Annotated in this window: 22 protein-coding genes; 3 read left to right on the forward strand and 19 right to left on the reverse strand. The window is 75.8% G+C overall.

Annotation, left to right across the window (positions count from 1 at the left end; all coding sequences use genetic code 11):
• Positions 1-2 precede the first annotated feature (2 nt).
• On the forward strand, positions 3-2,363 hold the full coding sequence (locus tag ACI79U_RS10420) for a beta-xylosidase/alpha-l-arabinosidase (RefSeq protein ID WP_457067383.1): 2,361 nt from the start codon (positions 3-5) through the stop codon (positions 2,361-2,363).
• An 89-nt stretch (positions 2,364-2,452) separates the two neighbouring features.
• On the opposite strand, the gene ACI79U_RS10425 is transcribed toward ACI79U_RS10420, so the two are convergent.
• From ACI79U_RS10425 to ACI79U_RS10460, 8 genes are all read right to left on the reverse strand, one after another.
• Positions 2,453-3,295 carry a pseudouridine synthase gene (locus tag ACI79U_RS10425; protein ID WP_457067385.1) on the reverse strand — a complete coding sequence of 281 codons (843 nt, stop codon included), beginning with the start codon at positions 3,293-3,295 and terminating at the stop codon, positions 2,453-2,455.
• Between the two features lie 73 nt (positions 3,296-3,368).
• Positions 3,369-4,304, reverse strand: a complete 936-nt coding sequence (gene scpB / locus ACI79U_RS10430; protein ID WP_457067387.1) for an SMC-Scp complex subunit ScpB — start codon at positions 4,302-4,304, stop codon at positions 3,369-3,371.
• Positions 4,301-5,125, reverse strand: coding sequence for a segregation and condensation protein A (locus tag ACI79U_RS10435; RefSeq protein ID WP_457067390.1), 825 nt, complete (start codon positions 5,123-5,125; stop codon positions 4,301-4,303). The genes scpB and ACI79U_RS10435 overlap by 4 nt, the downstream gene beginning before the upstream one ends.
• A 167-nt stretch (positions 5,126-5,292) precedes the next feature.
• Positions 5,293-5,751: a hypothetical protein gene (locus ACI79U_RS10440; RefSeq protein ID WP_457067392.1), complete on the reverse strand. Its 459-nt coding sequence runs from the start codon at positions 5,749-5,751 to the stop codon at positions 5,293-5,295.
• Positions 5,752-5,810: 59 nt separating this feature from the next.
• Positions 5,811-6,731 carry a ParA family protein gene (locus ACI79U_RS10445; protein ID WP_457067395.1) on the reverse strand — a complete coding sequence of 307 codons (921 nt, stop codon included), beginning with the start codon at positions 6,729-6,731 and terminating at the stop codon, positions 5,811-5,813.
• A gap of 217 nt (positions 6,732-6,948) precedes the next feature.
• Positions 6,949-7,896, reverse strand: coding sequence for a site-specific tyrosine recombinase XerD (xerD, locus tag ACI79U_RS10450; protein ID WP_457067396.1), 948 nt, complete (start codon positions 7,894-7,896; stop codon positions 6,949-6,951).
• Positions 7,897-7,901: 5 nt separating this feature from the next.
• Positions 7,902-9,017: an alanine dehydrogenase gene (gene ald, locus ACI79U_RS10455; RefSeq protein ID WP_457067398.1), complete on the reverse strand. Its 1,116-nt coding sequence runs from the start codon at positions 9,015-9,017 to the stop codon at positions 7,902-7,904.
• A 154-nt stretch (positions 9,018-9,171) separates the two neighbouring features.
• The gene (locus ACI79U_RS10460; protein ID WP_457067401.1) at positions 9,172-9,615 is read right to left on the reverse strand and encodes a winged helix-turn-helix transcriptional regulator; all 444 of its coding nucleotides are present in this window, start codon (positions 9,613-9,615) and stop codon (positions 9,172-9,174) included.
• A gap of 128 nt (positions 9,616-9,743) precedes the next feature.
• On the opposite strand from ACI79U_RS10460, the gene ACI79U_RS10465 reads away from it, so the two are divergent.
• Complete coding sequence (locus ACI79U_RS10465; protein ID WP_457067403.1) at positions 9,744-10,616, forward strand: aldo/keto reductase family oxidoreductase; 873 nt, start codon at positions 9,744-9,746, stop codon at positions 10,614-10,616.
• A 4-nt stretch (positions 10,617-10,620) separates the two neighbouring features.
• On the opposite strand, the gene ACI79U_RS10470 is transcribed toward ACI79U_RS10465, so the two are convergent.
• On the reverse strand, positions 10,621-11,157 hold the full coding sequence (locus ACI79U_RS10470) for a dihydrofolate reductase family protein (protein WP_457067406.1): 537 nt from the start codon (positions 11,155-11,157) through the stop codon (positions 10,621-10,623).
• Between the two features lie 13 nt (positions 11,158-11,170).
• On the reverse strand, positions 11,171-12,100 hold the full coding sequence (locus tag ACI79U_RS10475) for a helix-turn-helix domain-containing protein (protein ID WP_457067409.1): 930 nt from the start codon (positions 12,098-12,100) through the stop codon (positions 11,171-11,173).
• A gap of 118 nt (positions 12,101-12,218) precedes the next feature.
• On the opposite strand from ACI79U_RS10475, the gene ACI79U_RS10480 reads away from it, so the two are divergent.
• Complete coding sequence (locus ACI79U_RS10480; RefSeq protein ID WP_457067412.1) at positions 12,219-12,866, forward strand: hypothetical protein; 648 nt, start codon at positions 12,219-12,221, stop codon at positions 12,864-12,866.
• Here the strand turns inward: ACI79U_RS10480 and ACI79U_RS10485 are convergent.
• From ACI79U_RS10485 to steA, 9 genes are read right to left on the reverse strand one after another with little or no spacing between them, the layout of a single operon-like run.
• Complete coding sequence (locus tag ACI79U_RS10485) at positions 12,851-13,264, reverse strand: GlcG/HbpS family heme-binding protein (RefSeq protein WP_457067414.1); 414 nt, start codon at positions 13,262-13,264, stop codon at positions 12,851-12,853. The genes ACI79U_RS10480 and ACI79U_RS10485 overlap by 16 nt on opposite strands.
• Before the next feature lie 52 nt (positions 13,265-13,316).
• Positions 13,317-13,907, reverse strand: a complete 591-nt coding sequence (locus ACI79U_RS10490; RefSeq protein ID WP_457067416.1) for an NUDIX domain-containing protein — start codon at positions 13,905-13,907, stop codon at positions 13,317-13,319.
• Positions 13,907-15,721 carry a CTP synthase gene (locus tag ACI79U_RS10495; RefSeq protein WP_457072638.1) on the reverse strand — a complete coding sequence of 605 codons (1,815 nt, stop codon included), beginning with the start codon at positions 15,719-15,721 and terminating at the stop codon, positions 13,907-13,909. Before ACI79U_RS10495 ends, ACI79U_RS10490 begins: the two co-directional genes overlap by 1 nt.
• Positions 15,627-17,984 (reverse strand): hypothetical protein, encoded by a 2,358-nt coding sequence (locus tag ACI79U_RS10500; protein WP_457067421.1) that lies wholly within the window; start codon positions 17,982-17,984, stop codon positions 15,627-15,629. The genes ACI79U_RS10495 and ACI79U_RS10500 overlap by 95 nt, the downstream gene beginning before the upstream one ends.
• On the reverse strand, positions 17,981-19,129 hold the full coding sequence (locus tag ACI79U_RS10505) for a glycosyltransferase family 4 protein (protein WP_457067424.1): 1,149 nt from the start codon (positions 19,127-19,129) through the stop codon (positions 17,981-17,983). The genes ACI79U_RS10500 and ACI79U_RS10505 overlap by 4 nt, the downstream gene beginning before the upstream one ends.
• Complete coding sequence (gene murJ / locus ACI79U_RS10510; RefSeq protein WP_457067426.1) at positions 19,122-20,753, reverse strand: murein biosynthesis integral membrane protein MurJ; 1,632 nt, start codon at positions 20,751-20,753, stop codon at positions 19,122-19,124. Before murJ ends, ACI79U_RS10505 begins: the two co-directional genes overlap by 8 nt.
• Positions 20,750-21,598 carry a hypothetical protein gene (locus tag ACI79U_RS10515; protein ID WP_457067429.1) on the reverse strand — a complete coding sequence of 283 codons (849 nt, stop codon included), beginning with the start codon at positions 21,596-21,598 and terminating at the stop codon, positions 20,750-20,752. The genes murJ and ACI79U_RS10515 overlap by 4 nt, the downstream gene beginning before the upstream one ends.
• A complete protein-coding gene (locus ACI79U_RS10520; protein WP_457067431.1) occupies positions 21,595-22,548 on the reverse strand; it encodes a copper transporter in 954 nt (317 codons plus the stop codon). The genes ACI79U_RS10515 and ACI79U_RS10520 overlap by 4 nt, the downstream gene beginning before the upstream one ends.
• The gene (steA, locus tag ACI79U_RS10525) at positions 22,545-23,729 is read right to left on the reverse strand and encodes a putative cytokinetic ring protein SteA (RefSeq protein ID WP_457067434.1); all 1,185 of its coding nucleotides are present in this window, start codon (positions 23,727-23,729) and stop codon (positions 22,545-22,547) included. The genes ACI79U_RS10520 and steA overlap by 4 nt, the downstream gene beginning before the upstream one ends.
• Positions 23,730-23,740 lie beyond the last annotated feature (11 nt).

Below are 23,740 nucleotides of genomic sequence, written 5' to 3' on the forward strand. Positions count from 1 at the left end.
CCGTGACGAACGCGAACGACCAGCACACCGCCGAGGACCCCGCACAGGCCACCGCCGGCTGGCGGGACCCCGCCCGCCCGCTGGCCGAGCGGGTGCGCGAGCTCATGGACGCCATGACGCTGGAGGAGAAGGTCGCCCAGCTGTACGGCGTGTGGACGGCGATCTCCGAGGGCGAGGAGGTCGCCCCCAACCAGCACGAGTTCGCCGAGCCGCTGCCGCCGTGGGAGGAGCTGACCAAGCCCGGGCTGGGGCAGCTGACCCGCATGTTCGGCACCGGCCCGGTCGAGCCGGAGACCGGGGCCCGGGTGCTGGCGCAGACCCAGCGGGGCATCGTCGAGGGGTCACGGCTGGGCATCCCGGCGATCGCGCACGAGGAGTGCCTCACCGGCTTCACCGCCTGGCAGGCCACCGTGTTCCCGATCCCGCTGGCGTGGGGGGCGTCCTTCGACGCCGAGTCGGTGCACACGATGGCCCGCGGCATCGGCGACCTGATGCGGTCGGTCGGCGTGCACCAGGGCCTGTCCCCCGTCCTCGACGTCACCTTCGACCACCGGTGGGGCCGCACCGAGGAGACCATCGGCGAGGACCCCTACCTGGTCGCCGCCCTGGGCACCGCCTACGTGCGGGGGCTCGAGGACGCCGGGATCGTCTCCACGCTGAAGCACTTCGCCGGGTACTCCGCCTCCGGCGCGGCCCGCAACCACGCCCCGGTGCGGATGGGCCAGCGCGACTTCCGCGACATCGTGCTGCCGCCGTTCGAGACCGCGCTCCGCGAGGGCGGCGCCCGCTCGTTGATGAACTCCTACGCCGCCGTCGACGGCCTGCCGCCGGCCGCCGACCCCGCGCTGATGACCGACCTGCTGCGCGGCACCCTGGGCTTCGACGGCACCGTGGTCGCCGACTACTTCGCCGTCTCCTTCCTGGAGACCACCCAGGGCGTGGCCGGTGGCCCGGGCGAGGCCGCCGCGCTGGCGCTGACCGCCGGCATCGACGTCGAGCTGCCCACCGTGCGCTGCTACGGCGCGCCGCTGCTGGAGCGGATCCGCTCCGGTGAGGTGCCGATGGCGGTCGTGGACACCGCGCTGGAGCGGGTGCTGCGGCAGAAGGGCGAGCTCGGGCTGCTCGACGCCGGCTGGGACCCGGATCCGGCGGCGCTGCGCGAGGGCGCCACCATCGACTTCGACCCGCCGCACATGCGCGCGCTGGCCCGCACCATGGCGGAGCGGTCGGTGGTGCTGCTGGACAACCGGGCCGGTGCCCTGCCGCTGACCGGCCCGGGCAGGCTCGCCGTCGTCGGCCCGGCCGCCGACGAGGTCCTGTCGCTGATGGGCTGCTACGCGTTCCCCAACCACGTCGGGGTGCAGCACCCGGACATGGAGCTGGGCATCGAGCTGCCGACGCTGCTGGACGCCGTCCGCGCCGAGTTCCCCGACGCCGAGGTGACCACCGCCCAGGGCTGCCCGGTGCAGGAGGTCGACCGCAGCGGCATCGCCGACGCCGTCCGGGTCGCCGAGGACGCCGACGTGGTGCTGGCCGTGCTCGGCGACATCGCCGGGCTGTTCGGCCGGGGCACCTCCGGTGAGGGCTGCGACGCCGACGACCTGCGGCTGCCCGGCGCGCAGGGCGAGCTGCTCGACGCGCTGCTGGAGACCGGCAAGCCGGTCGTCGTGGTGCTGCTCACCGGCCGTCCCTACGCCCTCGGTGGCGTGGTCGACCGGGCCGCCGCGATCGTGCAGGCCTTCTTCCCGGGCGAGGAGGGCGCCGGCGCGGTCGCCGGTGTGCTCAGCGGCCGGGTCAACCCCTCGGGCAAGCTGCCGGTCCAGGTGGCCCGCACGCCGGGTGGCGCGCCGAACACCTACCTGCACGCGGCGCTGGGCGCCAAGAGCGGGATCAGCGCCGCGGACCCGACCCCGGTCTTCCCGTTCGGGCACGGGCTGTCCTACACGTCCTTCGCGTGGGAGGACGGCACGGCCGGAGCGGCCGAGCTGCCCGTCGACGGCGAGGTCACCGTGTCGGTGACGGTGCGCAACACCGGCGACCGGGACGGCGCGGACGTCGTCCAGCTGTACCTGCACGACCCGGTGGCCAGCGTGGTCCGCCCGGTGCGCCAGCTCGTCGGCTTCGCCCGGGTCGAGCTCGCCGCCGGCGCCGCCGCGCGGGTGACGTTCACCGTGCACGCCGACCGGACGTCGTTCACCGGCCGGGACATGCAGCGGGTCGTCGAGCCCGGCGACCTGGTGTTCCAGCTCGGCGCCTCCAGCGACGACCTGCGCTTCGAGGTCCCCGTGCAGCTGACCGGCGCGACGCGCGTGGTGGGCACCGACCGGGTGCTGAGCACCCCGGTGGAGATCCGCCCCCTGTGACGGCCGGAGGGGCGGCTGTCACAGACGGCCGCCCCTCCTGGCGCTCTCCCGACCGCCGGTGCCCCCTCGGGGGCACCGGCGGTCGGCGTTCACAGACCGACGAGCTCGTGCAGGGCGCCGACCTCCTGGCGGGTCAGCTTCCGGATGGTGCCCACGCGCATCCGGGCCAGGTCGACCGGGCCGACGGCGGTGCGGGTGAGCCGGTTGACCGGCAGCCCGACCTCGGCCAGCAGCCGCCGCACGATGTGCTTGCGGCCCTCGTGCAGCACGACCTCCACCACGGACTGGCCGGCGTGGGTGTCGACGACCTGGAACGCGTCGACCTTCACCGGGCCGTCCTCCAGCTCGACGCCCTTGCGCAGCCGGCGGGCCATGTCGCGCGGCACCGAGCCGCTGACCTGCGCCAGGTAGGTCTTCTTCACGTTGTAGGACGGGTGGGCGAGCCGGTGGGCCAGCTCCCCGTCGGTGGTGAGCAGCAGCAGGCCCTCGGTGTCCTGGTCCAGCCGGCCGACGTGCACCAGGCCCGCGGCCAGGTCGCCCATCATGTCGCCGACGGTCGGCCGGTTCCGGTCGTCGCTCATCGCGGTGATCACGCCGGAGGGCTTGTTCATCGCATAGGTGATCTTGTCGTTGCGGATGTCGATCCGCCGCCCGTCGACCGCGATGACGGCGGTGTCGGGGTCGATCCGCATGCCCTGGGTCATCACCACCGCGCCGTTCACGCTGATCCGGCCGGCGTCGATCATGTCCTCGCAGACCCGACGGGAGCCGACGCCGGCGCGGGCGAGGACCTTCTGCAGCCGTTCGCCGGGGCGGTCGTCGTCGGGCTCGGTGGTGTCCCGGTCACCGGGGTGGGCCGGCGCGAGCTCCATCTCCTCCGACCAGCCCTCGCCGCCCGCGGTTGGGGACTCGTCGTCTGCGTGCGTGTTCATCCCCGCCAGTCTCCCACCCCGCTGCCGCACCCCGCGCCGCACCGTGACCGGACCGATCGGCGGGCTCCCTCCCTCACCGATCGGGGTGCTCGTCCAGCATGGAACGGGTGTCCGGCACCAGCGGGGCCAGCGGCGGCAGCTCGTCCAGGCCGGTCAGCCCGAGCCGTTCCAGGAACAGCGGGGTGGTCACGTACAGCCCGCCCCCGGTGTCCGGGTCCGAGCCGGCCTCCCGGATCAACCCCCGGGTCACCAACGTGCGGACGACGGCGTCGACGCCCACGCCCCGGATCGCCGAGACCCGGGCGCGGGTGACCGGCTGGCGGTAGGCGATCACCGCCAGCGTCTCCAGCGCCGCCTGGGTGAGCCGGCTGCGCTGCCCGCCGAGCAGGTGCCGCTCGACGACGGGGGCGTGCTCCTCCCGGGTGTAGAGCCGCCACCCCTCCCCCACCTGCCGCAGCACCACCCCCGCGCCCCGGGCGTCGTAGTCGGCGGCCAGCGCGCGGATCTCCTGGCGCAGCCGCAGCACCGAGCAGCGCAGCGCCGCGGCGAGGGTGCCCTCGTCCAGCGGGGCGTCGGCGACGAACAGCAGCGCCTCGAGCCCGCCGCGCAGGGCGACGTCGTCCAGCGACTGCTCCTCCGGCGCCGGTTCCGCGGCCGCCGGTTCCTCCACCGGCGCCTCCCGCTCGGGGACGACGACCAGCTCCACCGGCGGCGCGGCCGGGCCCCGCGGGAGCGGTGACGCCGTGGACCCGGCTGGGGGCGGGGCGTCGTCGGACAGCGGGGCGTCGTCGGACGGCGGGGTGGCGTCCTCGGCCACGCCCAGGCCGGCGGCCAGCTGGGCGGCGATGGCGTCCCAGGCCTCGACCGGTGGCTCGTCGTCGTCCTGGCCGGCGGCGGCGAACTCGGCGGCGAGGGTGTCCCAGGAGAAGGCGGGGCGCTCCTCGGGCTGCCCCTCGCCGGTCTGCTCGTCGCCGGTCTGCTGGTCATCGGGCAGGTCGGGCCCGGTCACGCGTACTCCGCCACGCGGTCGTCGTCGTCGACCCCCGGGAGCCGGCCGTCGACGAGCTGCGGGCCGGTCCACCGCACGTGCAGCTCCCCCAGCGGGACCGCCTGGTCGAAGGTGACCAGCTGCTGCCGGTACAGCTCCAGCAGGGCGAGGAAGCGGGCCACCACCTCCAGGGTGTGCGCGCAGTCCCGGCTCAGGCCCCGGAAGGTCGCCGTCCCGGCCTCCGCCAGCCGGGCGCGGACCAGGACCAGCTGCTCGGTGAGGCTCACCGCCGGCGCGTGCAGGTGGGAGACGCTCACCGTGGGCGGGGGCTTGGGGGTGAGTGCCTGCGCGGCGAGCGCCGCGAACTGCTCCGGGCTGACCCCGAGCAGCACCTCCGGCAGCAGGTCGGCGAAGCGGGGCTCCAGCGCCGCGTCCCGGGGGAACCGGCGGGCCGCCTGCGCCTCCCGCGCGCGGAGGAACTCGGCGGCCTGCTTGTAGGCCCGGTACTGCAGCAACCGGGCGAACAGCAGGTCGCGCGCCTCCAGCAGCTCCAGGTCGTCCTCGTCCTCCACGTCGGCGGCCGGCAGCAGCCGGGCGGCCTTGAGGTCCAGGAGGGTGGCGGCGACGACGAGGAACTCGCTGGCCTGGTCCAGGTGCAGCTCGTCGCCGAGCGCCCGCAGGTGCGCGATGAACTCGTCGGTGACCTTCGACAGCGCGATCTCGGTGACGTCGAGCTTGTGCCTGCCGATCAGCTGCAGCAGCAGGTCGAACGGGCCCTCGAAGTTGGTCAGCCGGACGGTGAACCGGCCGTCGGGGACCACCTCCGGCGCCGTCGTCGTCACGCGCCGAGCCTAGATCGCCACGGGCCGCTGGTCAGCCACGCGACCACAGCAGTCCCTACCGCCACCGCGGCGCGCCCCTTCCCGCGTTGATCATCGGCATCCGGCGCCCTGCGTCGGCGCGCCGGACAGCCATCTGCCGATGATCAACGGGGGGATGAGGGGTCAGCTCACTTGCGCAGCCGGCGGACCAGGACGGAGTCCGCGCCGTGCAGCTCGTAGTCCGACAGCAGGACGGCGATCGCCTCGCGGACCAGCCGACCCCGGTCGGCCACCACGCCGTGCTGGCCGCGCAGCGTGAGCCGGGCCGACTCCAGCGCCAGCAGCTCCTCCGCGGAGCAGTAGACGGTGATCTTCTCCTCGTGCCGGGTGCGACCGCGGTCGGCCCGCTGACCCGCAGCGGGCCTCGGGGCCGGCGCGGGCAGCCCGGCGCGGTGGCCGGCGAGCTCGTCGACGACGATCCGCGGCGCGCCCCCGGCCACGTCGGGCACCAGGGTGAGCGGCGCGGCGCCGGGCGGCGGCGGCGTGGTCTGCGGCTCGGCGGCCGGCTCGGGCTTGGCCCCGCGCAGCGCCGGGGACGACTGCGCGGCGGCGAGGGTCGGCAGCTCGGTGACCGGCGACGCGGACACGGCCGCGGTGTCGGTGCGGCGGAACAGCTCGCTCGCGCCAGGGAGAACAGGACGCCGTGTCACAGTGCGATGACCTCCTTGGCCAGGTCGCGGTAGGCAGCGGCGCCGGAGGACGTGGGCGCCCAGGTGGTGATCGGCTGACCGGCGACCGTCGTCTCCGGGAAGCGCACGGTGCGGCCGATGACGGTCTGGAAGACGGTGTCGCCGAAGGCCTCGACCACGCGGCTGAACACCTCGCGGCAGTGCACGGTCCGCGTGTCGTACATGGTGGCGAGGATCCCGGACACCTCCAGCGCCGGGTTGAGCCGCTCCTTGACCTTGTCGATCGTGTCGACGAGCAGGGCGACGCCGCGCAGCGAGAAGAACTCGCACTCCAGCGGGATGATCACGCCGTGCGCGGCGGTCAGCGCGTTGACCGTCAGCAGGCCCAGCGAGGGCTGGCAGTCGATGAGCACGTAGTCGTACTCGGCGCGGATCGGGGCGAGCACCCGCATCAGGGTCTGCTCGCGGGCGACCTCGCTGACCAGCTGCACCTCGGCGGCGGACAGGTCGATGTTGCTGGGCACCAGGTCCAGCCCCGGCACGTTGGTGGCCACCCGCACGTCGGCCAGCGTCGTGGCGGGCTCCATCAGGGCGTTGTAGATCGTGCGGTCCAGCTGCTGCGCGGGGATGCCCAGGCCGACCGAGAGCGCACCCTGCGGGTCCAGGTCGACCAGCAGCACCTTGCGGCCGGCCTCGGTGAGGGCGGCACCGAGGTTGATGGTCGACGTCGTCTTGCCGACGCCGCCCTTCTGGTTGCACATGGCGATGATCCGCGCCGGCCCGTGCTGCGTGAGCGGCTTGGGGTCGGGCAGCTTGCGCTGCCGCGCCTTCGCCGGGTCGACCCGGCTGGCCGGCGCCCCCATCTCGGCATCGCCGGCCGGGGCCCCGCCGTACGGGAGCGCGACCGCGCGCCCCGCCGCCTCGGCTCGTGTCGACATGGTGTGCGCCCTCTTCCCTCGCTGGTGCCGACCGGCGGCGTCCGCCGGCCCCGGACCCGCGGCCGCCGGACGACGGCCACGTCGGGAGACCTCGCAGCACGGCGGGGGGAAGCCACCGCACCGATCTCCCACTGCTGATCTCGGCAGCCCGGGGAGCAGACGTGACCGGCTGGCGGTCGAGATGTCGACAAGTCTGCCGACGGGCCCCGCGGGGGTGTCAGCGGAGCGCGCGGGGGTGGCTGGTGGCGTAGACCTCGCGCAGCCGGTCGACGGTGACCAGCGTGTACACCTGCGTGGTGGTCACCGAGGCGTGCCCGAGCAGCTCCTGCACGACCCGGACGTCGGCGCCGCCGTCGAGCAGGTGGGTGGCGAAGGAGTGCCGCAGCGTGTGCGGGGAGAGCTCGGCGGAGATCCCGGCCCGCTCGGCGGCGTCCCGCAGGATCGTCCAGGCGCTCTGCCGGGACAGCGGCCCGCCGCGGGCGTTGAGGAACAGCGCTCCCCCGCGCACCCCGGACCGGCCCTTCTCGGCGAGCGCCGGCCGCGCGCGCACCAGGTAGTCCTCGACGGCGCGGACGGCGTAGCTGCCGACCGGCACCACCCGTTCCTTGCCGCCCTTGCCGGCCAGCCGGACCGCCGCGGCGGACAGGTCGAGGTCGTCGACGGCCAGCCCGACCGCCTCGGAGATCCGCGCGCCGGTGCCGTACAGCAGCTCCAGCAGCGCCCGGTCGCGCAGCCCGCGGGGCCCCTCGAGGGACCCGGCAGCGGTCAGCAGCGCCTCGATCTCCTCGATCGGGATCGCCTTGGGCAGCCGGCGGGCCGGGGCCGGTGGGCGTACCTGCGCGGCGACGTCGTCGGGCACCAGCCCGTCGAGCAGCGCGAACCGGTGCAGCCCGCGGACGGCGACCACCGCCCGCGCGGCCGAGGTGGCCGAGAGCGGCGGGTGGTCGTCGTCGCCGGAGCGCAGCGCCACCAGGAACGCCGCGACGTCGGACTCCCCCACCTCGCCCAGGCCGCGCACGCCGGTGGCGGCGAGGAACTCGGCGTACCGGCGGAGGTCCCGGCGGTAGGAGGCGATGGTGTTGGCGGCCAGGCCGCGCTCGACCGTCAGGTGGTCCAGGTACCCGGTCACCACCCGCTGCACGTCGGGGCCGGCGCCCGTCTGCACGACCGTCAGGACAGCACCTCCCCCAGCGGTTCCCAGGGCAGGCCGTGTGCCGCGGCCACCCCCTCGTGCACCAGCCGGCCGCTGGCGACGTTGACCCCCCGGGCCAGCGCCGGGTCGGCCGTCACCGCGGCGTCGGTGCCCTGGGAGGCGAGGGCGAGCACATACGGCAGCGTGACGTTGGTGAGGGCGTAGGTGGAGGTGTGCGGCACCGCGCCGGGCATGTTGGCCACGCAGTAGAAGACCGAGTCGGCCACGCCGAACGTCGGGTCGTCGTGCGTGGTCGGCCGGGTCGACTCGAAGCAGCCGCCCTGGTCGACGGCGATGTCCACCAGCACCGACCCCGGCTTCATCCGGCCCACCAGCTCGTCGCTGACCAGCGTCGGCGCCTTGGCGCCGGGCACCAGCACGGCGCCGATGACCAGGTCGGCCTCCAGCACCGCCCGCTCGACCTCCAGCGCGTTGGAGGCGACCGTCTGCAGGTGCCCGCGGTAGAGCCGGTCGGCGGCGCGCAGCTTCTCCAGGTCGCGGTCGAGGACGGTGACCTGCGCCTGCATGCCCAGCGCGATCGCGGCCGCGTTCATCCCCGAGACGCCGGCCCCCAGGACGACGACCTTCGCCGCGTGCACCCCGGACACGCCGCCCAGCAGCACGCCGCGCCCGCCCTGCGCGCGCTCCAGGGTGTGCGCCCCGACCTGCGGGGCCATCCGGCCGGCGACCTCCGACATCGGGGCGAGCAGCGGCAACGCCCCGCCGTCGGTCTGCACCGTCTCGTAGGCGATGGCGGTGGTGCCCGCCGCGAGCAGCGCATCGGTGCAGGGGCGGGAGGCGGCCAGGTGCAGGTAGGTGAACAGGGTCTGCTCGGGGCGCATCCGGCCGTACTCCTCCGCGACCGGCTCCTTGACCTTGAGCAGCAGGTCGGCGTCGGCCCAGACGTCGTCGGCGGTCGGCACGATCCGGGCGCCGGCGGCGGTGAAGTCGGTGTCCGGGATGGACGACCCGGCCCCGGCGTCCCGCTCGACCAGCACGTCGTGCCCGGCGGCGACCAGCTCGGTGACCCCCGAGGGCGTCAGCGCGACCCGGTACTCACGGTTCTTGACCTCTCGCGCGACTCCGACCCGCATCTGCACCGACCCCCGGTCTCGGCGGCGGCCACCGGGGTGTCGGTGGTGCCACCGCGTGTGGGCGGCCCGGTCGGGGCCGCCTCGGCCGGAGTCTAGGCACGCCGGGCCCTCGGGGTGTGCGCACGGCCACGTCCGGCCGGTCGCCGTCCCCCGGTCAGGCGATGCGTTCGTCGTAGGCCGCGCGCCGGGCGAGCACGTCGTCCATGTGCTCCTGGGCCCAGGCCTTGAGGCTGCGGATCGTGGCGTACAGCGAGAGGCCGAGGTCGGTCAGCTCGTAGGAGACGGTGACCGGCACCGTGGGCGTGACGGTGCGGGTGAGCAGGCCGTCGCGTTCCAGGGAGCGCAGCGTCTGGGTGAGCATCTTCTGGCTGACCCCGGCCAGCTGGCGGGACAGCTCCGAGTACCGCATGGCCCGCGGCTCCCCGCTGCACGGGCCGCCCTCGGAGTGCGGGCCGCCGGTGCCGAGCGCGGCCAGCACCAGCGTGACCCACTTGTCGGAGATCCGGTCGAGCAGCTGGCGGCTGGGACAGGCCGCCAGGAACGCGTCGTACTCCGCCTTGCTGAGCGCCCGCTGCTGGGCCGCGGTCGTCGTCGTCACGAGCTGCTCCTCTCGCCGCCTGGGTGCGCTACGCACTTCCAGGTGCCTACTTCCCGTCGGGGAGTGACTGCACCACTCTCGCCGGTGGAGCCACCCGGCGCCACCCCCGCACCCGAGAGAGGCAGGACATGGGCACGCTCTCCACCACCCTCCCCGGCGGCACCTGGTCGCTTGGCGACCTGACCGTCACCCGCTTCGGCTACGGCGCCATGCAGCTCGCCGGCCGCTGGGTCATGGGCCCGCCGGCCGACCGCGACGGCGCGCTCGCCGTGCTCCGCGAGGCCGTCGACCTGGGCATCACCCACGTCGACACCAGCGGCGCCTACGGGCCGCGGATCACCAACCAGCTGATCCGCGAGGCGCTGCACCCCTACCCCGCGCAGCTGCACGTCGCGACCAAGGTCGGCGCCACCCGCGACGCCGACGGCGGCTGGCCGACGGCCCGGGAGCCCGCGGACATCCGCGCCCAGGTGCACGGCGACCTGGAGACCCTCGGGCTGGACGTGCTCGACCTGGTGAACCTGCGGCTCGGCGACGCCGAGGGGCCGGTGGCCGGCTCGCTCGCCGCGCCGTTCGAGACGCTCGTCGAGCTGCAGCAGCAGGGCCTCGTCCGGCAGCTCGGCGTCAGCAACGCGACCGCGGAGCAGGTCGCCGAGGCCCGCTCGATCGCCCCGATCGTGTGCGTGCAGAACATGTACAACCTCGCCCACCGCGCCGACGACGAGCTCATCGACGCCCTGGCCGCCGACGGCATCGCCTACGTGCCGTTCTTCCCCCTGGGCGGCTTCACCCCGCTGCAGTCCTCGGCGCTCTCGGCGGTCGCCGCCCGGCTGGACGCGACGCCGATGTCGGTCGCGCTGGCCTGGTTGCTGCAGCGGTCGCCGAACGTCCTGCTGATCCCCGGCACCTCGTCGGTCGCGCACCTGCGGGAGAACGCCGCCGGTGCGGGGCTGCAGCTCACCGCCGGGGACCTGGCCGAGCTGGACGCGATCGGCCGCTGACCGCTCAGCCCGCGGGCGGCGGGGCGACGGCGTACCGGACGCAGACGAACTCGCCGTTGCGGGCGCACTCGAGCACCTGCAGCTCGACCCGGCGCGGCAGCAGCGGTGCCCCGCCGCCCAGCGTCACCGGCGCGATGGAGACCACCACCTCGTCCAGCAGGCCGCGGTCGGCGAACTGCCCGGCCAGGTCCCCGCCGCCGACGATCCAGACGTCCCGCCCACCCGCGGCCGCCGCCATCGCCGCGTGCACCTGCGCCGGGTCGTCGGCCGTGAAGCGCAGGTCCGCGCCGGGCGGCGGGGTGAGCTCCCGGTGGGTGAAGACCCAGGCCGGGCGCTCGGGGAGCCACTCCGGGTCGTGCTCGCGGACCCAGAGGTACGTCGTCGCGCCCATGGCCAGGGCACCGATGCCGGCGAGGAAGCCCTCGTAGCCCATCGGCCCGTCCGCGTCGCTCTCCCGGCTCAGCAGCCAGTCCAGCGAGTGGTCGCGGGTGGCGATGAAGCCGTCCAGCGAGGTGGCGGTGTAGTAGACGGTGCGGGTCACTCGGTCCTCCTGCTCATGGCGTCCTCCTGCTCAGCCAGTCGATCGGGTCGCCCGCGTCGACCGGCACGCCGGCCGCTCGGAACCAGTGGCGCGCCAGCTGCCGCCGGTGCGCGCCGAAGGTGAGGACGTGGGCGACGACGCTGCCCAGAACGAACGTCTCGGGCGGGTCGCAGAGCGCGTCGACGAGCCGGTCGCCCCAGGCGCCCCGGCGGGAGACGTCGCGCACGAAGGCCAGCCAGCGGGGTGCGGCGGCGTCGTGCCGGGCGAGCAGGGCGGCCGGGTCGTCGGCGCCCCGGGCCGGGGTGTCGGCACCCTCCACCGAGGCGAGCCAGACCTCCGTCGTCCACACCAGGTGCTCGAGCACGGCGGCCAGCGACTCCTCCGGACCGTCCCAGGGCAGCACCTGCAGCCCGGCGGCACGCGAGCGGCGGTACTCGTCCTCGGGCAGGCCCGTCGCCGTCTCCAGCAGCGCGCGGGTGTCGTCCAGCGCGTGGTGCACCAGCAGCGCGGTGACCGCGTCGCCGCCGCCGGAGCCCGGCGCACCGGCGACCCACAGCGAGGTCGGCGGGTGGAAGTGGATGCCGTTCGGTGCGGGCAGCCAGTGGCCCTCCCGGGCCGGCGCCGGCACCCGCTGCCCCGGGGGGCGGCCGTAGGCGCGGGCGAAGGCCCGGCTGAACCCCTCCACCGACCCGTACCCCGCGGCGAACGCCACGTCGGTGACCCGGTGCCCCTGCTGCAGCTGCCAGGCCGCCCGCTCCAGCTCCACCCGGCGGCGCAGCGCGACCGGTGACTCCCCCGCGCCCCGGGCCACCTGGCGGCTGAAGTGCCAGGGCGAGACGAAGGCGTCCCCGGCCATCTCGGTGAGCGTGCGGTTGTCCTCGTCCAGCACCGCGTCCAGCAGCTCGCGCAGCCGGTCCCGCCCGGCCGGCACGTCCTCGGTCATGCGTGCAGTCTCCCGACCCGCGGCGCGCCCGCGCCCGACCGTTCTTGCTCGGATCGCCGTCCCCGCCGCGGTGCCGCAGGATCCCGGGGACCGCCCCCGCCGACCCCGGAGCCGACCGATGCGCCTGTACGCCGACCGCCCCGACCGCCGGGCCCGCCAGGTGGCCGGCGACCTCGCCCTGCTGCTCTGGGCGGTGCTGTGGGTGCTGGTCGCCCGCGCGGTGCACGGCGCGGTGCTGACCCTGGCCGAGCCGGGCCGGGCGGTGGCCGGCCTGGGCCGCTCGCTGTCCGAGGCGATGGACTCCGCCGCCGGTGCGGCCGACGACGTGCCGATGGTCGGTGACGAGCTCGCCGGACCGTTCGAGGCGCTCGGGCGGGCCGGCGCGTCGGTGACCGGCGCCGGGCAGGCCACCGAGGACGCCGTGCACACCCTGGCCGCCGTGCTCGCGGTCGTCCTCGTGGTGCTCCCGGTGGGCTGGCTGCTCGCCCGCCGGCTGCCGGCCCGGCTGCACTGGGCCCGGGAGGCCGGCGCCACCGACCGGCTGCTGGGGACCGGCGGGGTCGAACCGGCCGACCTGGAGCTGCTGGCCGCCCGCGCGATGGCCACCGCACCGCTGGCCGAGCTGGCCCGCCTGCCGGTGGGCATCGGAGCCCGCTGGCGGGACGGCGACCCGGCGGCGGTGCGGGACCTCGCGGGGCTGGAGCTGCGCCGGCTGGGCCTGGAGCTGCCCCCGGGCGGCGGCCGGGCGGATCAGCCCACCGTGTAGCCGCAGGTGGCGACCGCGGCGGAGCAGACCGCCTCGTCCTGGGCACCGCTGCCACCGGCCGCGCCGATCGCGCCGACCAGGGCACCGTCGGTGAGCACCGGGACCGCGCCGGTCTGCGGGGTGTAGCGCCCCCCGGTCATCGTGGTGAGCGCGGAGACGAAGTTCGGCATCGACTGCATCCGGGTCTTCTGCACGTCGCTGGGCACCCGGAAGGCGACCGACGTCCAGGACTTGCCCAGGGCCACCTCCGGGGTGATCCACGGCGCGCCGTCCATCCGGGCCACGGCCACCACGTGCCCGCCGGGGTCGGTCACCGCGAAGGACATCGCCACGCCGATCCCCTCGGCCTCCGCGCGGGCGGCGGCGATCAGCTCCAGGGCCTGGTCGAGGGTCAGCACCCCTCCACCCTGTCCCCCCGGGTGCCCCGGCGACAAGCCGGGGCACCATTCCTCAGGCGCCGTCGAGCGGGCGCAGCCGCGGTGCGGTCGCCCGGACCTGCGCCGCGGCCAGCAGGCCGACCACCGCGGCCACGTTGGAGATCGTCCCGTCGAAGACCTGCTGCACCGCCTCGTCCAGCGGCACCCGCACGACGGTCATGTCGGCCTCCTCGTGCTCGACGACGAAGCCATCCGGCCGGTCGACGTCGGAGAGGCCCTCTGCCAGGTAGATGACCACCTGCTCGTCGCAGAAGCCCGGTGAGGAGAAGTGCGTGGTCAGCAGCGACCAGCGCGCGGCGGACAGCTGCACCTCCTCGGCCAGCTCCCGGCGCGCGGTCTCCACCGGCGGCTCGCCGTCGGCGTCGCGCAGCCCGGCCGGCAGCTCCCACAGGTACTGCCCGACCGGGTGCCGGTACTGGCGCAGCAGCACCACCCGGTCCTCGTCGTCCACCGCGACGACGGCCACCGCACCGGGGTGCCGGACGACCTCCCGGACGCTGTCCCCGCCACCGGGCATGGCCACGGTGTCCCGGCGCAGCGAGATCACCCGGCCGGTGTAGACCTCCTCGCTGGCGAGGACGTCGTACTCGTGGGGGCCGCTCATCAGATGCCCACCGGCTCGTCCTCGGGCACCGGCAGCCGGGCGGAGTCCTGGTAGGTGGCCGCGGCCTGCACGAAGGCGGCGAACAGCGGGTGCGGCCGGGTGGGACGGCTCTTCAGCTCCGGGTGGGCCTGGGTGCCGACGAAGAAGGGGTGCACGTCGGCGGGCAGCTCGGCGAACTCCACCAGGGTCCCGTCCGGCGAGGTGCCGGAGAAGACCAGGCCGGCCTCGGTCAGCCGGTCCCGGTAGGCGTTGGCCACCTCGTAGCGGTGCCGGTGCCGCTCGGTGATCTCCGTCGCCCCGTAGGCGGCGGCGACGACCGAGCCCTTCTGCAGCGCGGCCGGGTAGCTGCCCAGCCGCATCGTGCCGCCCATGTCCCCGCGTCCGGCGACGACGTCGAGCTGGGTGGCCATCGTGGAGATGACCGCGTCGGGGGTGCCCGGGTCGAACTCGGTGGAGTTCGCACCGGTGATCCCGGCCAGGTTCCGGGCGGTCTCGATCACCATGCACTGCAGGCCCAGGCACAGGCCCAGCGTGGGGATCCCGTTGACCCGGGCGTGCCGGATGGCGCCGAGCTTGCCCTCGATGCCGCGCACCCCGAAGCCCCCGGGGACGCACACGCCGTCGACCCCGGCCAGCGCCGTCGCGGCGCCCTCCTCGGTCTCGCAGTCGTCGGAGGGGACCCAGCGGATCTCCACCCGCGACCGGTGGGCGAAGCCGCCGGCCCGCAGCGCCTCGGTGACCGACAGGTAGGCGTCGGGCAGGTCGATGTACTTGCCGACCAGGGCGATCGTCACCGTCTGCTTGGGCTGGTGCACGCGGTCGAGCAGGTCGCCCCAGACGGTCCAGTCGACGTCCCGGAACGGCAGCCCGAGCCGGCGGACGACGTAGGCGTCCAGTCCCTCCCGGTGCAGCACCTTCGGGATGTCGTAGATCGACGGGGCGTCGGGGCAGGAGGTGACCCCTTCGGCGTCCACGTCGCACATCAGCCCGATCTTGCGCTTGATGCCCTCGTTGATCTCCCGGTCGGACCGGCAGACCAGCGCGTCGGGCTGGATGCCGATGCTGCGCAGCGCGGCCACCGAGTGCTGGGTGGGCTTGGTCTTCAGCTCGCCCGACGGCGCGATGTAGGGGATCAGCGAGATGTGCAGGAAGAAGCAGTTGTCCCGGCCGATCTCGTGCCGCACCTGGCGGGCGGCCTCCAGGAAGGGCAGGGACTCGATGTCGCCGACCGTGCCGCCGACCTCGGTGATCACGACGTCGACGCGCTCGGAGGTCTCCGCGACGGCCATGATGCGCGACTTGATCTCGTTGGTGATGTGCGGGATCACCTGCACGGTGTCCCCGAGGTACTCCCCGCGCCGCTCCTTGGCGATCACGTCGGAGTAGACCTGCCCGGTGGTCACGTTGGCCCGGCCGGTCAGGTCGTTGTCCAGGAAGCGCTCGTAGTGGCCGATGTCCAGATCGGTCTCGGCGCCGTCCTCGGTGACGAACACCTCCCCGTGCTGGAAGGGGTTCATCGTCCCCGGGTCCACGTTGAGGTAGGGATCCAGCTTCTGCATCGTCACCCGCAGCCCCCGGGCGGACAGCAGGGCACCCAGTGAGCTGGCCGTGAGGCCCTTGCCCAGCGAGGAGACCACGCCGCCGGTGACGAAGACGAACTTCGTCGGCTGCGAATTGGGGAGAAGAGGTCCCCGCCGGTTGTCGGGAGAGTTGCCGCTTTCAGCCAGTCGACCCACGGACGCCCACGTTAACACGCGGGTTCGCGCCTCCCGGCTCCCCTCCCGCGGCGCCGCTGACCGGGTCGGCGTCGGCACCGTGCGGCACCGGGGTGCCGGCGGCCAGCCAGATCAGCAGCGGCACCAGCAGGGTGGCCGCGGTGGCCGGCAGGGCGACGCCGCTGTCGTTGGCGAGGGCGCCCACGGTCAGGCTCAGCGCCACCGCGGTCAGCCCGGCCCGCAGCACCCGCAGCTGGGCGCCGGTGAGCCCGCCGGGACGCCGTCCGGGCGCGCTGCGCAGCAGGCCGCCGGGCCGCAGCAGCCAGAGCGCGGCCAGCGCGGCGACCAGCAGCGACCAGGACAGCGGGCTGCCGGTGAGGATGGCGAGGTTGGCCGCGGCCTTGCGGCTGACCACCGTCCACGCCTCGCCGTCGAGCAGCTGCCCGACGAACCGCCCCAGGTGGGTGCGCCGGTCGGCCGGCCGGCTCCAGTCCAGCACCGCCACCGACCCCACCACGACGACGGCCATGGCGAGGATCGCGGACAGCCGGGGAACCGTCACCCGGATCCGGGCCAGCAGCATCCCCAGGACGACGAAGCCGGGCACCGCGGCGAGCACCCCGCCGAAGTCCCGACCCAGCCCCGGGGCGCCGACCAGCCCCACGCAGACGACCCCCGCGACCAGCACCGGCAGCGCCCAGCGGGCGCGGGAGGGTCCGGGTACCCGGCCGGCCCACCAGGCCGCGGCACCGGCGGTGAGCAGCAGGGCGCTCACCGCGAGGAGGCCGAAGGTGAGGTTGCCGTACCCGGTGAACCGGCCGGCGACGATCGCGTCGTAGCCGAGCAGGCCGTTGAGCTCCAGCGGGGACCCGGCCAGCACGTCGGCCACCAGGGTGGCCAGGGTGACCGCCAGGACCACGGCCGCCGGGCCGGTCCGCCGGGTGCGCCACGGCCCGGCCGCCGCGAGCCCGCCGACGGCGAGCGCGGCGACGACCACCGCGAGCGCGAGGGCGACCCGCGGCTGGGCCGCCCGCTCCCACGGGACGACGCCGGCCAGGTAGGTGGCCACCGGCACCGACGCCACGACGAGCGCGGCCAGCCGCAACGCGCCCCGGGCCCGGCCGGAGGCAGCGGGGCGCGGACGGCGCGGTCCGAGCACCGCCAGGGCAGCCAGCAGCAGCGCCCCGTTGACCGCGACCAGGATCCAGAAGAACGTCCCGGTGCTGCGGTGGTGCACCACCGCCCGGGTGTTGGCCCGCTCCAGGACCGGAACCGCCTCGGCCAGCGGCGGGCGCTCCCCGGCCACCCGCATCGGCTGCCCGTTCATCGCCGCCGGCCGCGCCACGCCCAGCGCCCGCAGCACCGTGGGGGCGACGTCGATCAGCTGGGTGAACGGGGCACGGCCGGTGCTCGCCGAGCTGAGCCAGCCGGCCGGGAAACCGGGTCCGTCCACGATGCCGACGTGCAGCTGGGGCCGGCCGTCGTTGACCTCGGACACCCCCTGCAGGACCAGCAGCGTCTCGCCGGGCAGCCCGGCGACGGCCTCGCGCAGCACGCCGACGGCGGCGTCGACCTGCCGCACCGCCCACGGCCGGGCGTCGGCGCGGGTGCCGGTCTCGGTCTCGGTCTGGCTGGAGCTGCCGGCGTCGGTGAGCGTGTCCAGGGAGACCAGCGTGAGCGGGCACCCGGCCAGCAGCGCGGCCACCTCGGTCGGGTCCTCGGGCAGCCGGTCGACGACGGTGAACCGGCTGTCCGCGCCGGCCACCGCCAGGGACGCCGCGCGGCCGACTGCGGTGCTGCACTCGACCGCGTTCCCCAGGGCCCCCGGTCGGGCGCCGAACCGCACGGTCGCCGAGTCCTCGGCCACCCGCTCGACGGTCCGCCGGGGGTCCGCCAGCCCGACCTGGGCGACCTGCTCCTCGACGCCGCAGAAGGACAGCGAGGTGTCCACCGGGTCGACCGCGGGGGCGGCGGGCTCCGCGGCCTCCTCCTCCGGCACCGGGGCGCTGGGCAGCGGCACCGGCGGGATCGGCTCGAACGGGCCGGGGTAGCGCGCGCGGTTGCCCGCGCCCAGGGTCGCCCAGCCGTCCAGCAGGCAGGTGGTGGAGCGGGCGGCGCGGACCGAGACCGCGGAGATCCCGGCGTCCTCGGCCAGCGACCACAGCTGCGGGGTGGTCTCCGGGTCCAGGTCCGACCACAGCAGGCCGGCCACCCCGACCACCAGCACCCGGTTGGCCCGCCACTGGTCGTCGGCGGTTTGGCCGTCCGCGGCCACCGCCGGCCCCGCGGTGCCGGCGAGCAGGCCGGCCAGCACGGCGAGCAGCAGCGGCAGGACGGCGACCGCCCGGGCTGCCCGGCTCACCGGCGCAGCCCCAGCAGTTCCCCGTAGAGCGCGACCAGCTGGGCCGCGGTCGCCGCCTCGTCGGGCCAGGTCGCCGCCTGCCGTGGGCCGGCCTCGCCCAGCCGGGCGGTGCGCGCCGGTTCGCTGAGCACCCGGGTCACGGCCTCGGCGAGCGCCTCGGCGTCGCCCACCGGCACCAGCTCGGCGGCGTCGCCCACCAGCTCGGGGATGCCGCCCACCCGGGAGGCGACGAGCGGGGTGCCGGCGCGCAGCGCCTCCTGGGCGGTCAGCGACCGAGCCTCCCACACCGAGGGCAGCACGCAGACGTCCGCGGCGCCCAGCAGGTCAGCGACGTCGGTGCGGCGGCCCAGCAGCGTGACCGGCAGCTGCTCGGCGCGGATCCGGGCGGTGAGCTCGTCGTGCAGCGGTCCGTCGCCGGCGATGGCCACCAGCGGTGCGGGCTGCAGCCGGGGGTCGGCGACCCAGCGGGCCACCGCGTCCAGCAGCACGTCGTAGCCCTTCTGCGGGTGCAGCCGGCCGACCGCGACCACCAGCGGCCGGCTGTCGTCGTCCAGGCCGACCTCGCGGCGCACCTCCGGCCGGGGGCGCTGGGGCGGCGGGAGCGGGGGCGCGGCCACCGGGGCGACCCGGACGTCGCGGGCGCCGAGGCGGCGGGCGTTCTCGGCGAGGTCGCCCGAGGCGGCCAGCACGACGTCGGCGCCGCGGATGGTCGCCCGCTCGGCGACCTGCAGCACCCGCCGGCGCAGGCCGCTCCCCTCGGGCAGGGCGTTGTGCAGGGTGACCACCAGCGGGCAGCGGCGCCCTCCGGCCAGCCGGCGGGCGGCCGCGGCGACCAGACCGGCCCGCAGTCCGTGGGCGTGCACCAGGTCGGCGCCGGCGGTCGCCCGGCGCAGCGCCAGCACGGCACGCAGGTCGGCGACCGGGTCCAGGCCGGCGGAGATGCCGACCGGCCGGAAGTCGGCACCGGTGTCGGTGAAGGCGAACAGCTCCTCGGTGGCCCGCGGGCCGCACACCCGCACCGACGCGCCGGCCAGCCCGAGCGGGGTCAGCAGCGAGCGCAGGTGGGTGCCGACGCCACCGGTGCTGGTGGCGAGCACCTCGGCGATCCGCCGGTCGGCCAGTGGGAGCTCCTGCGGGTCAGCCATCGGTCACCTCCTGCCGCACCGGTCCGCGCAGCCCGGCCACGGCCGCGAGCAGCGGCCGCCGGGCGGTGCCCATGATGATCGCACCGGCGACCACCAGCACGACGGCACCGGCGACCACGCCGGAGCCCAGCGCCGTCGGCACGCCGTCGGGGACCGGGTCGGCGCCGAGCAGGCGGGCGGTGGTCAGCCCCGCCGCGCCGCCCAGGACGGCGGCGGCGACGGCCGCGGTCCCGGCCCGTGCCACCCCGGCCAGCGCGTCGGCCCCGGCCACCCGGGCGGTGACCGCCAGCAGGGCCAGCCCGGCCACGGTCACCCCCACGGTGTGCCCGGCGGCCAGCGCCAGCGCCCGGTCGCCCGACGGCAGCGCGGCGGACAGCAGCAGGTCGGCGAGGACGGCGACCAGCCACCCGCCGGCCACGCAGACGGTCGGCGCCCGCCACAGACCGCGGGCGTACAGCGCCCGGGACAGCAACGCGACCAGGCCGTAGCCGAGCAGCCCCGGGGCGAAGGCGACGATCGCCGGCTGCAGGGCGAGGGCGCTCCCGGTGTCGTCGCCGGAGGCGAGGAACACCCGGGCCATCGGGCCGGAGACCGCGACCAGCCCGGCCGCGGCGACCGCCGAGCCGACCAGGACCAGCACCGTGGCCGGGGCCAGCGCCCGCCGGTACGCCGGCTCGTCGCCCCGCTCGGCGGCCTCGCTGAGCCCGGGGTATACCGAGGTGGCCAGCGGCACGGCGACGGCCGCCCACGGCAGGAGGAACAGCGTCAGCCCGGCGAAGTAGACGACCAGGGTGCCGTCGGGGGCGTCGGTGTTGGCCAGCCGGATCGCCACCACCGCGACCAGCTGCTGCCCGGCCAGGGTCAGCACCCCGGCCAGCGCGAGCCGCCGCACCCGGGGCGCGGCGCCGACGGGGAAGCGCAGCGTCGGCCGCAGCCGCAGCCCCAGCCCGCGCATCGGCACCAGCAGCGAGCAGGCCAGCGCCACCACGCCGAGCGTCGTCCCGACGCCGAGCACCAGCTCGGCCGCCGTGGAGAGGGTGTCGACCTCCCGGCTGCCGTCCAGGGCGGCGAAGAGCAGGTAGGCGGTGGCGACGACGAGGGAGCTCAGCAGCGGAGCGATCGCCGGGCCGGCGAACCGCCGATGCGCCTGCAGCACGCCGGTGAGCACCACGCCGATGCCGTAGAGGACCACCTGGGGTGCGAAGACCAGCAGGAAGCGGGCGGCGAGGTCGACCTGGCCCGGGTCGCCGGCGTCCCCGCCGAGCAGCAGCACCGCGATCGGGCGGGCCAGCACCGCCACCAGCACGGCCAGCGGCACCAGCAGCAGCAGGGTCCAGCCCAGGAGGGCCGAGGCGGTGCGGCGCACCTGCTCGCGGTCCCCCGCGGCGATGCCGCCGGCCAGCATCGGCACCACCAGGCTGGCCAGCGCCCCGCCGGCCACCACCTCGAAGACGATGTTGGGCACGTTGTTGGCGGCCTGGTAGGTGTCGCCGGTGGAGTCCGCGCCCACCGTGTTGGTGAACACCACCGTGCGGCCGAAGCCGACCACCCGCGCCAGCAGGGTCAGCACCGAGATCAGCAGCGCCGCCCCGGCGACGCCCGTGGCGACCCGCCGGGCGCTCACGCCCGTCGGCGGCCGAGCCGGTCCAGCTCGCGCAGCCCCGGGGTGGCCTCGATGACGCGGGTGAAGCTGATCCGCTCGCTGGCCAGGGTCAGCGCGGCGATGCCGGTCAGCAGGGCGGCGCGCGCCGGGCGACCGGGCAGCGCCGCCAGGCGCAGCCCGAGCAGCGCGCCGACCGCGTTGGCGCCGCAGTCACCGAGCATCACCCGCTCGCCCAGGTCGGCGGGCAGCACGCCGAGGGTGGCGCCCAGGGGTCCGGCGACGAGCCCGCCGGCGGGACCCCCGGCGGTGGCCGCGGCGAGCAGGACGGCGGCCTTGCCGGCCCGGCCGGGGCGCAGGTCCAGCAGGTTGACCAGGTTCGCCGTGCCGGCGACGAGCCCGGTGGTGAGCACGCCGTCGACGAGGGCCCCGGCACCGGTACCGCGGCGGGTCAGCACCGCGGCGACCGCGGCCGCCGCGCCGATCCCGGCGACCTTCACCGCGCCGGCCGAGACGCGGCCGGCGCGCAGCGCGGCCAGGTGGCCGGCCAGCCCCTTGTCGCGTGCCTGCTCCGGTCGGGCGCCGGCGAGGTCGTCGTAGCCGCCGACCAGGCCCGCGGCGGCACCGACGACGAGTGCGGCGGCCCGCTGCCCGGCGGGGGCACCCGCGACGGCGGTGCCGGTGGCCGCGGCGGCGAGCACCGGGCCGCCGAGCAGCGTGACCGGCCGCGAGGCGTAGTTGGTGCGCCGCCAGCGCGCGCCGGCCGGGCGGGTGGTGAGCTCCGCGGCGCCGGCCAGTCCGGCGCGGGCGGCGACCGCTCCGGCGGCGGCGAGGACGAGGGTGCGGCGGGTCGGTCCCCGGTGGCTCACGAGACCGGCGCCGGCACCGGCTGGGCGTCCTCCCCCGTGCCGTACCGCCCCGAGGTGCCCGCCCCCTCGGCGACGAGGGCGAGCACCGTGCTGATCCGGCCGGCGGCGGCGGTGACGTTGTCGATGGTGGAGACGTTGTCGCTGGCCCCGGCGTCGGCCCGGATGGCGGCGATCAACCCGCCCTCCTCGGCCGCTGCCGGGTCACCGGCGACGACGGCCCCGGCACCGCGGGCGTCCAGCGCGGTCGCCAGCTCCACCAGCGCGTCGGTGCGCGCCTCGGCGTCCTCGCCCTCGACGGCACCGGCGGTCAGGACCACCGCGAAGTCCGCCGGGCTCACCGAGGTGGTGTCCCGGCTGAGGACCTCGAGCTCCTCGAGCCCGGCGAGCACCTGGGAGGTGGCGGTGGTGTCCGGCGGGACACCGGCGCCCTCGTCACCCTCGCCGGGCACCATCAGGACCTGGGCCAGCAGCGAGGCGAGCAGCTCGCCGGTGTCCGCCGTCTCCGCGGGCACCACCCCGGCCGGCAGCCCCGGGCCGCTGAGGTAGCTCTGCACGCTGCCCTCGGTGGACGGGTCGGCGTAGGCGTCGGTGAGCAGGATGGTGCCGGTGACGGTGGCGCCGGCACTGGCCAGCAGCGCGGTCACGCCCTCGACCACCTCGGTGTCGACGTCGTCACCCTCGACGACGAGCAGCACGCTGCGCCCGGGCAGCCGGTCGGCCACCAGCACCGGGCCGACCGCCTCGTCGAAGCCGCCGTCGGAGTCGAGCTGGGCCTGCAGCTGCCGGGTCTGGTCCTCCAGGTTCCGCTTGTCCTCCTGCAGCGCGGTCACCTGGTTCTGCAGGTTGGACAGCACCGGCCCGTTGAGCTGGGTGGTGCCGATGACGATCCCCAGGGCCACGGCGAGGAAGACCGCGATCAGGGAGACCAGGTGGTAACGGAAGTCGATCACGAGAAGAGGCTCTCCAGCCAGAACACGAAGCTGTCCCATTGGTCGATGAGCAGGTCCAGGTACACCCGGCCGGCGGTCGAGACGGCCATCGCCGCCGCGATCGAGGCCAGGGCGGCGAGGACGAGCAGGGTGAGGGCGAGGGTGGAGATCCGGCTGCGGTAGAGCCGGCTCACCCCCTTGGCGTCGACGAGCTTGCCGCCCAGGCGCAACCGGGTGAGGAAGGTGGAGGCCATGCCGCCGCGGCCCTTGTCCAGGAACTCCACCAGCGTGGCGTGCGTGCCGACGGCGACGATCAGCGAGGCGCCCTTCTCGTCGGCCAGCAGCATCGCGATGTCCTCGCTGGTGGCCGACGCCGGGAAGGTGATCGCCTCGACCCCGAGGTCCAGCACCCGCTGCAGCCCGGGGGCGCGCCCGTCGGCGTAGGCGTGCACCACGACCTCGGCGCCGCAGCGCAGGACGTCGTCGCTGACCGAGTCCATGTCGCCGATGATCATGTCCGGCTGGTACCCGGCCTCGCGGATGGCGTCGGCGCCGCCGTCGACGCCGATGAGCACCGGCCGGTAGTCGCGGATGTAGGACCGCAGCGCCGCCAGGTCCTCCTTGTAGTCGTACCCGCGGACGACGACCAGCGCGTGCCGGCCCTCGATCCGGGTCCGGACGTCGGGCACCCCCACCCCGTCGAGCAGCAGCGCGCGCTCGCGCTTCATGTACTCCATGGTGTTGGCGGCGAACGCCTCGAGCTGGGTGGACAGCCCGGCGCGGGCCTCGGCCATCGCCACGTCGACGGTCTCCGGGGTCTGCTCGACCCCCTCGGCGACCACGGTCTCCCCCGCGTAGACCCGGTTGCCCTCGACGCGGACCGGCGTGCCCTCCTTCAGGGCGGCGAAGACGTCCTTGCCCACGTCGTCGATCAGCGGGATGCCCGCCTCCAGCAGGATCCCGGGGCCGAGGTTGGGGTACCTCCCGGAGGTGCTGGGTGCGGCGTTGACCACCGCGGCGACCTTGCAGGCGACCAGCGAGTCGGCGCTCACCCGGTCCACGTCGAGGTGGTCGATGATCGCGACGTCACCCGGGCGCAGCCGCTTGGTGAGGTTCTTGGTCCGGTGGTCGAGCCGGGCGGTGCCGGCCACGCCGGGTCCGGTCGAGGACGCCCGTCCGCGCCGCAGGGTGCCGATGCGCATGCGCTTCATGC

This window comes from Modestobacter sp. SYSU DS0904 (genome assembly GCF_054051115.1).

Excerpts from the sequence above, each read along its gene's own strand:
- ACI79U_RS10505 (WP_457067424.1), bottom strand. The coding sequence starts at position 19,129 with ATGGCTGACCCGCAGGAGCTCCCACTGGCCGACCGGCGGATCGCCGAG.
- ACI79U_RS10480 (WP_457067412.1), top strand. The coding sequence starts at position 12,219 with ATGCGCCTGTACGCCGACCGCCCCGACCGCCGGGCCCGCCAGGTGGCC.
- ACI79U_RS10425 (WP_457067385.1), bottom strand. The coding sequence starts at position 3,295 with ATGAACACGCACGCAGACGACGAGTCCCCAACCGCGGGCGGCGAGGGC.
- ald (WP_457067398.1), bottom strand. The coding sequence starts at position 9,017 with ATGCGGGTCGGAGTCGCGCGAGAGGTCAAGAACCGTGAGTACCGGGTC.
- ACI79U_RS10445 (WP_457067395.1), bottom strand. The coding sequence starts at position 6,731 with ATGTCGACACGAGCCGAGGCGGCGGGGCGCGCGGTCGCGCTCCCGTAC.
- ACI79U_RS10475 (WP_457067409.1), bottom strand. The coding sequence starts at position 12,100 with ATGACCGAGGACGTGCCGGCCGGGCGGGACCGGCTGCGCGAGCTGCTG.
- ACI79U_RS10490 (WP_457067416.1), bottom strand. The coding sequence starts at position 13,907 with ATGAGCGGCCCCCACGAGTACGACGTCCTCGCCAGCGAGGAGGTCTAC.
- steA (WP_457067434.1), bottom strand. The coding sequence starts at position 23,729 with ATGCGCATCGGCACCCTGCGGCGCGGACGGGCGTCCTCGACCGGACCC.
- ACI79U_RS10465 (WP_457067403.1), top strand. The coding sequence starts at position 9,744 with ATGGGCACGCTCTCCACCACCCTCCCCGGCGGCACCTGGTCGCTTGGC.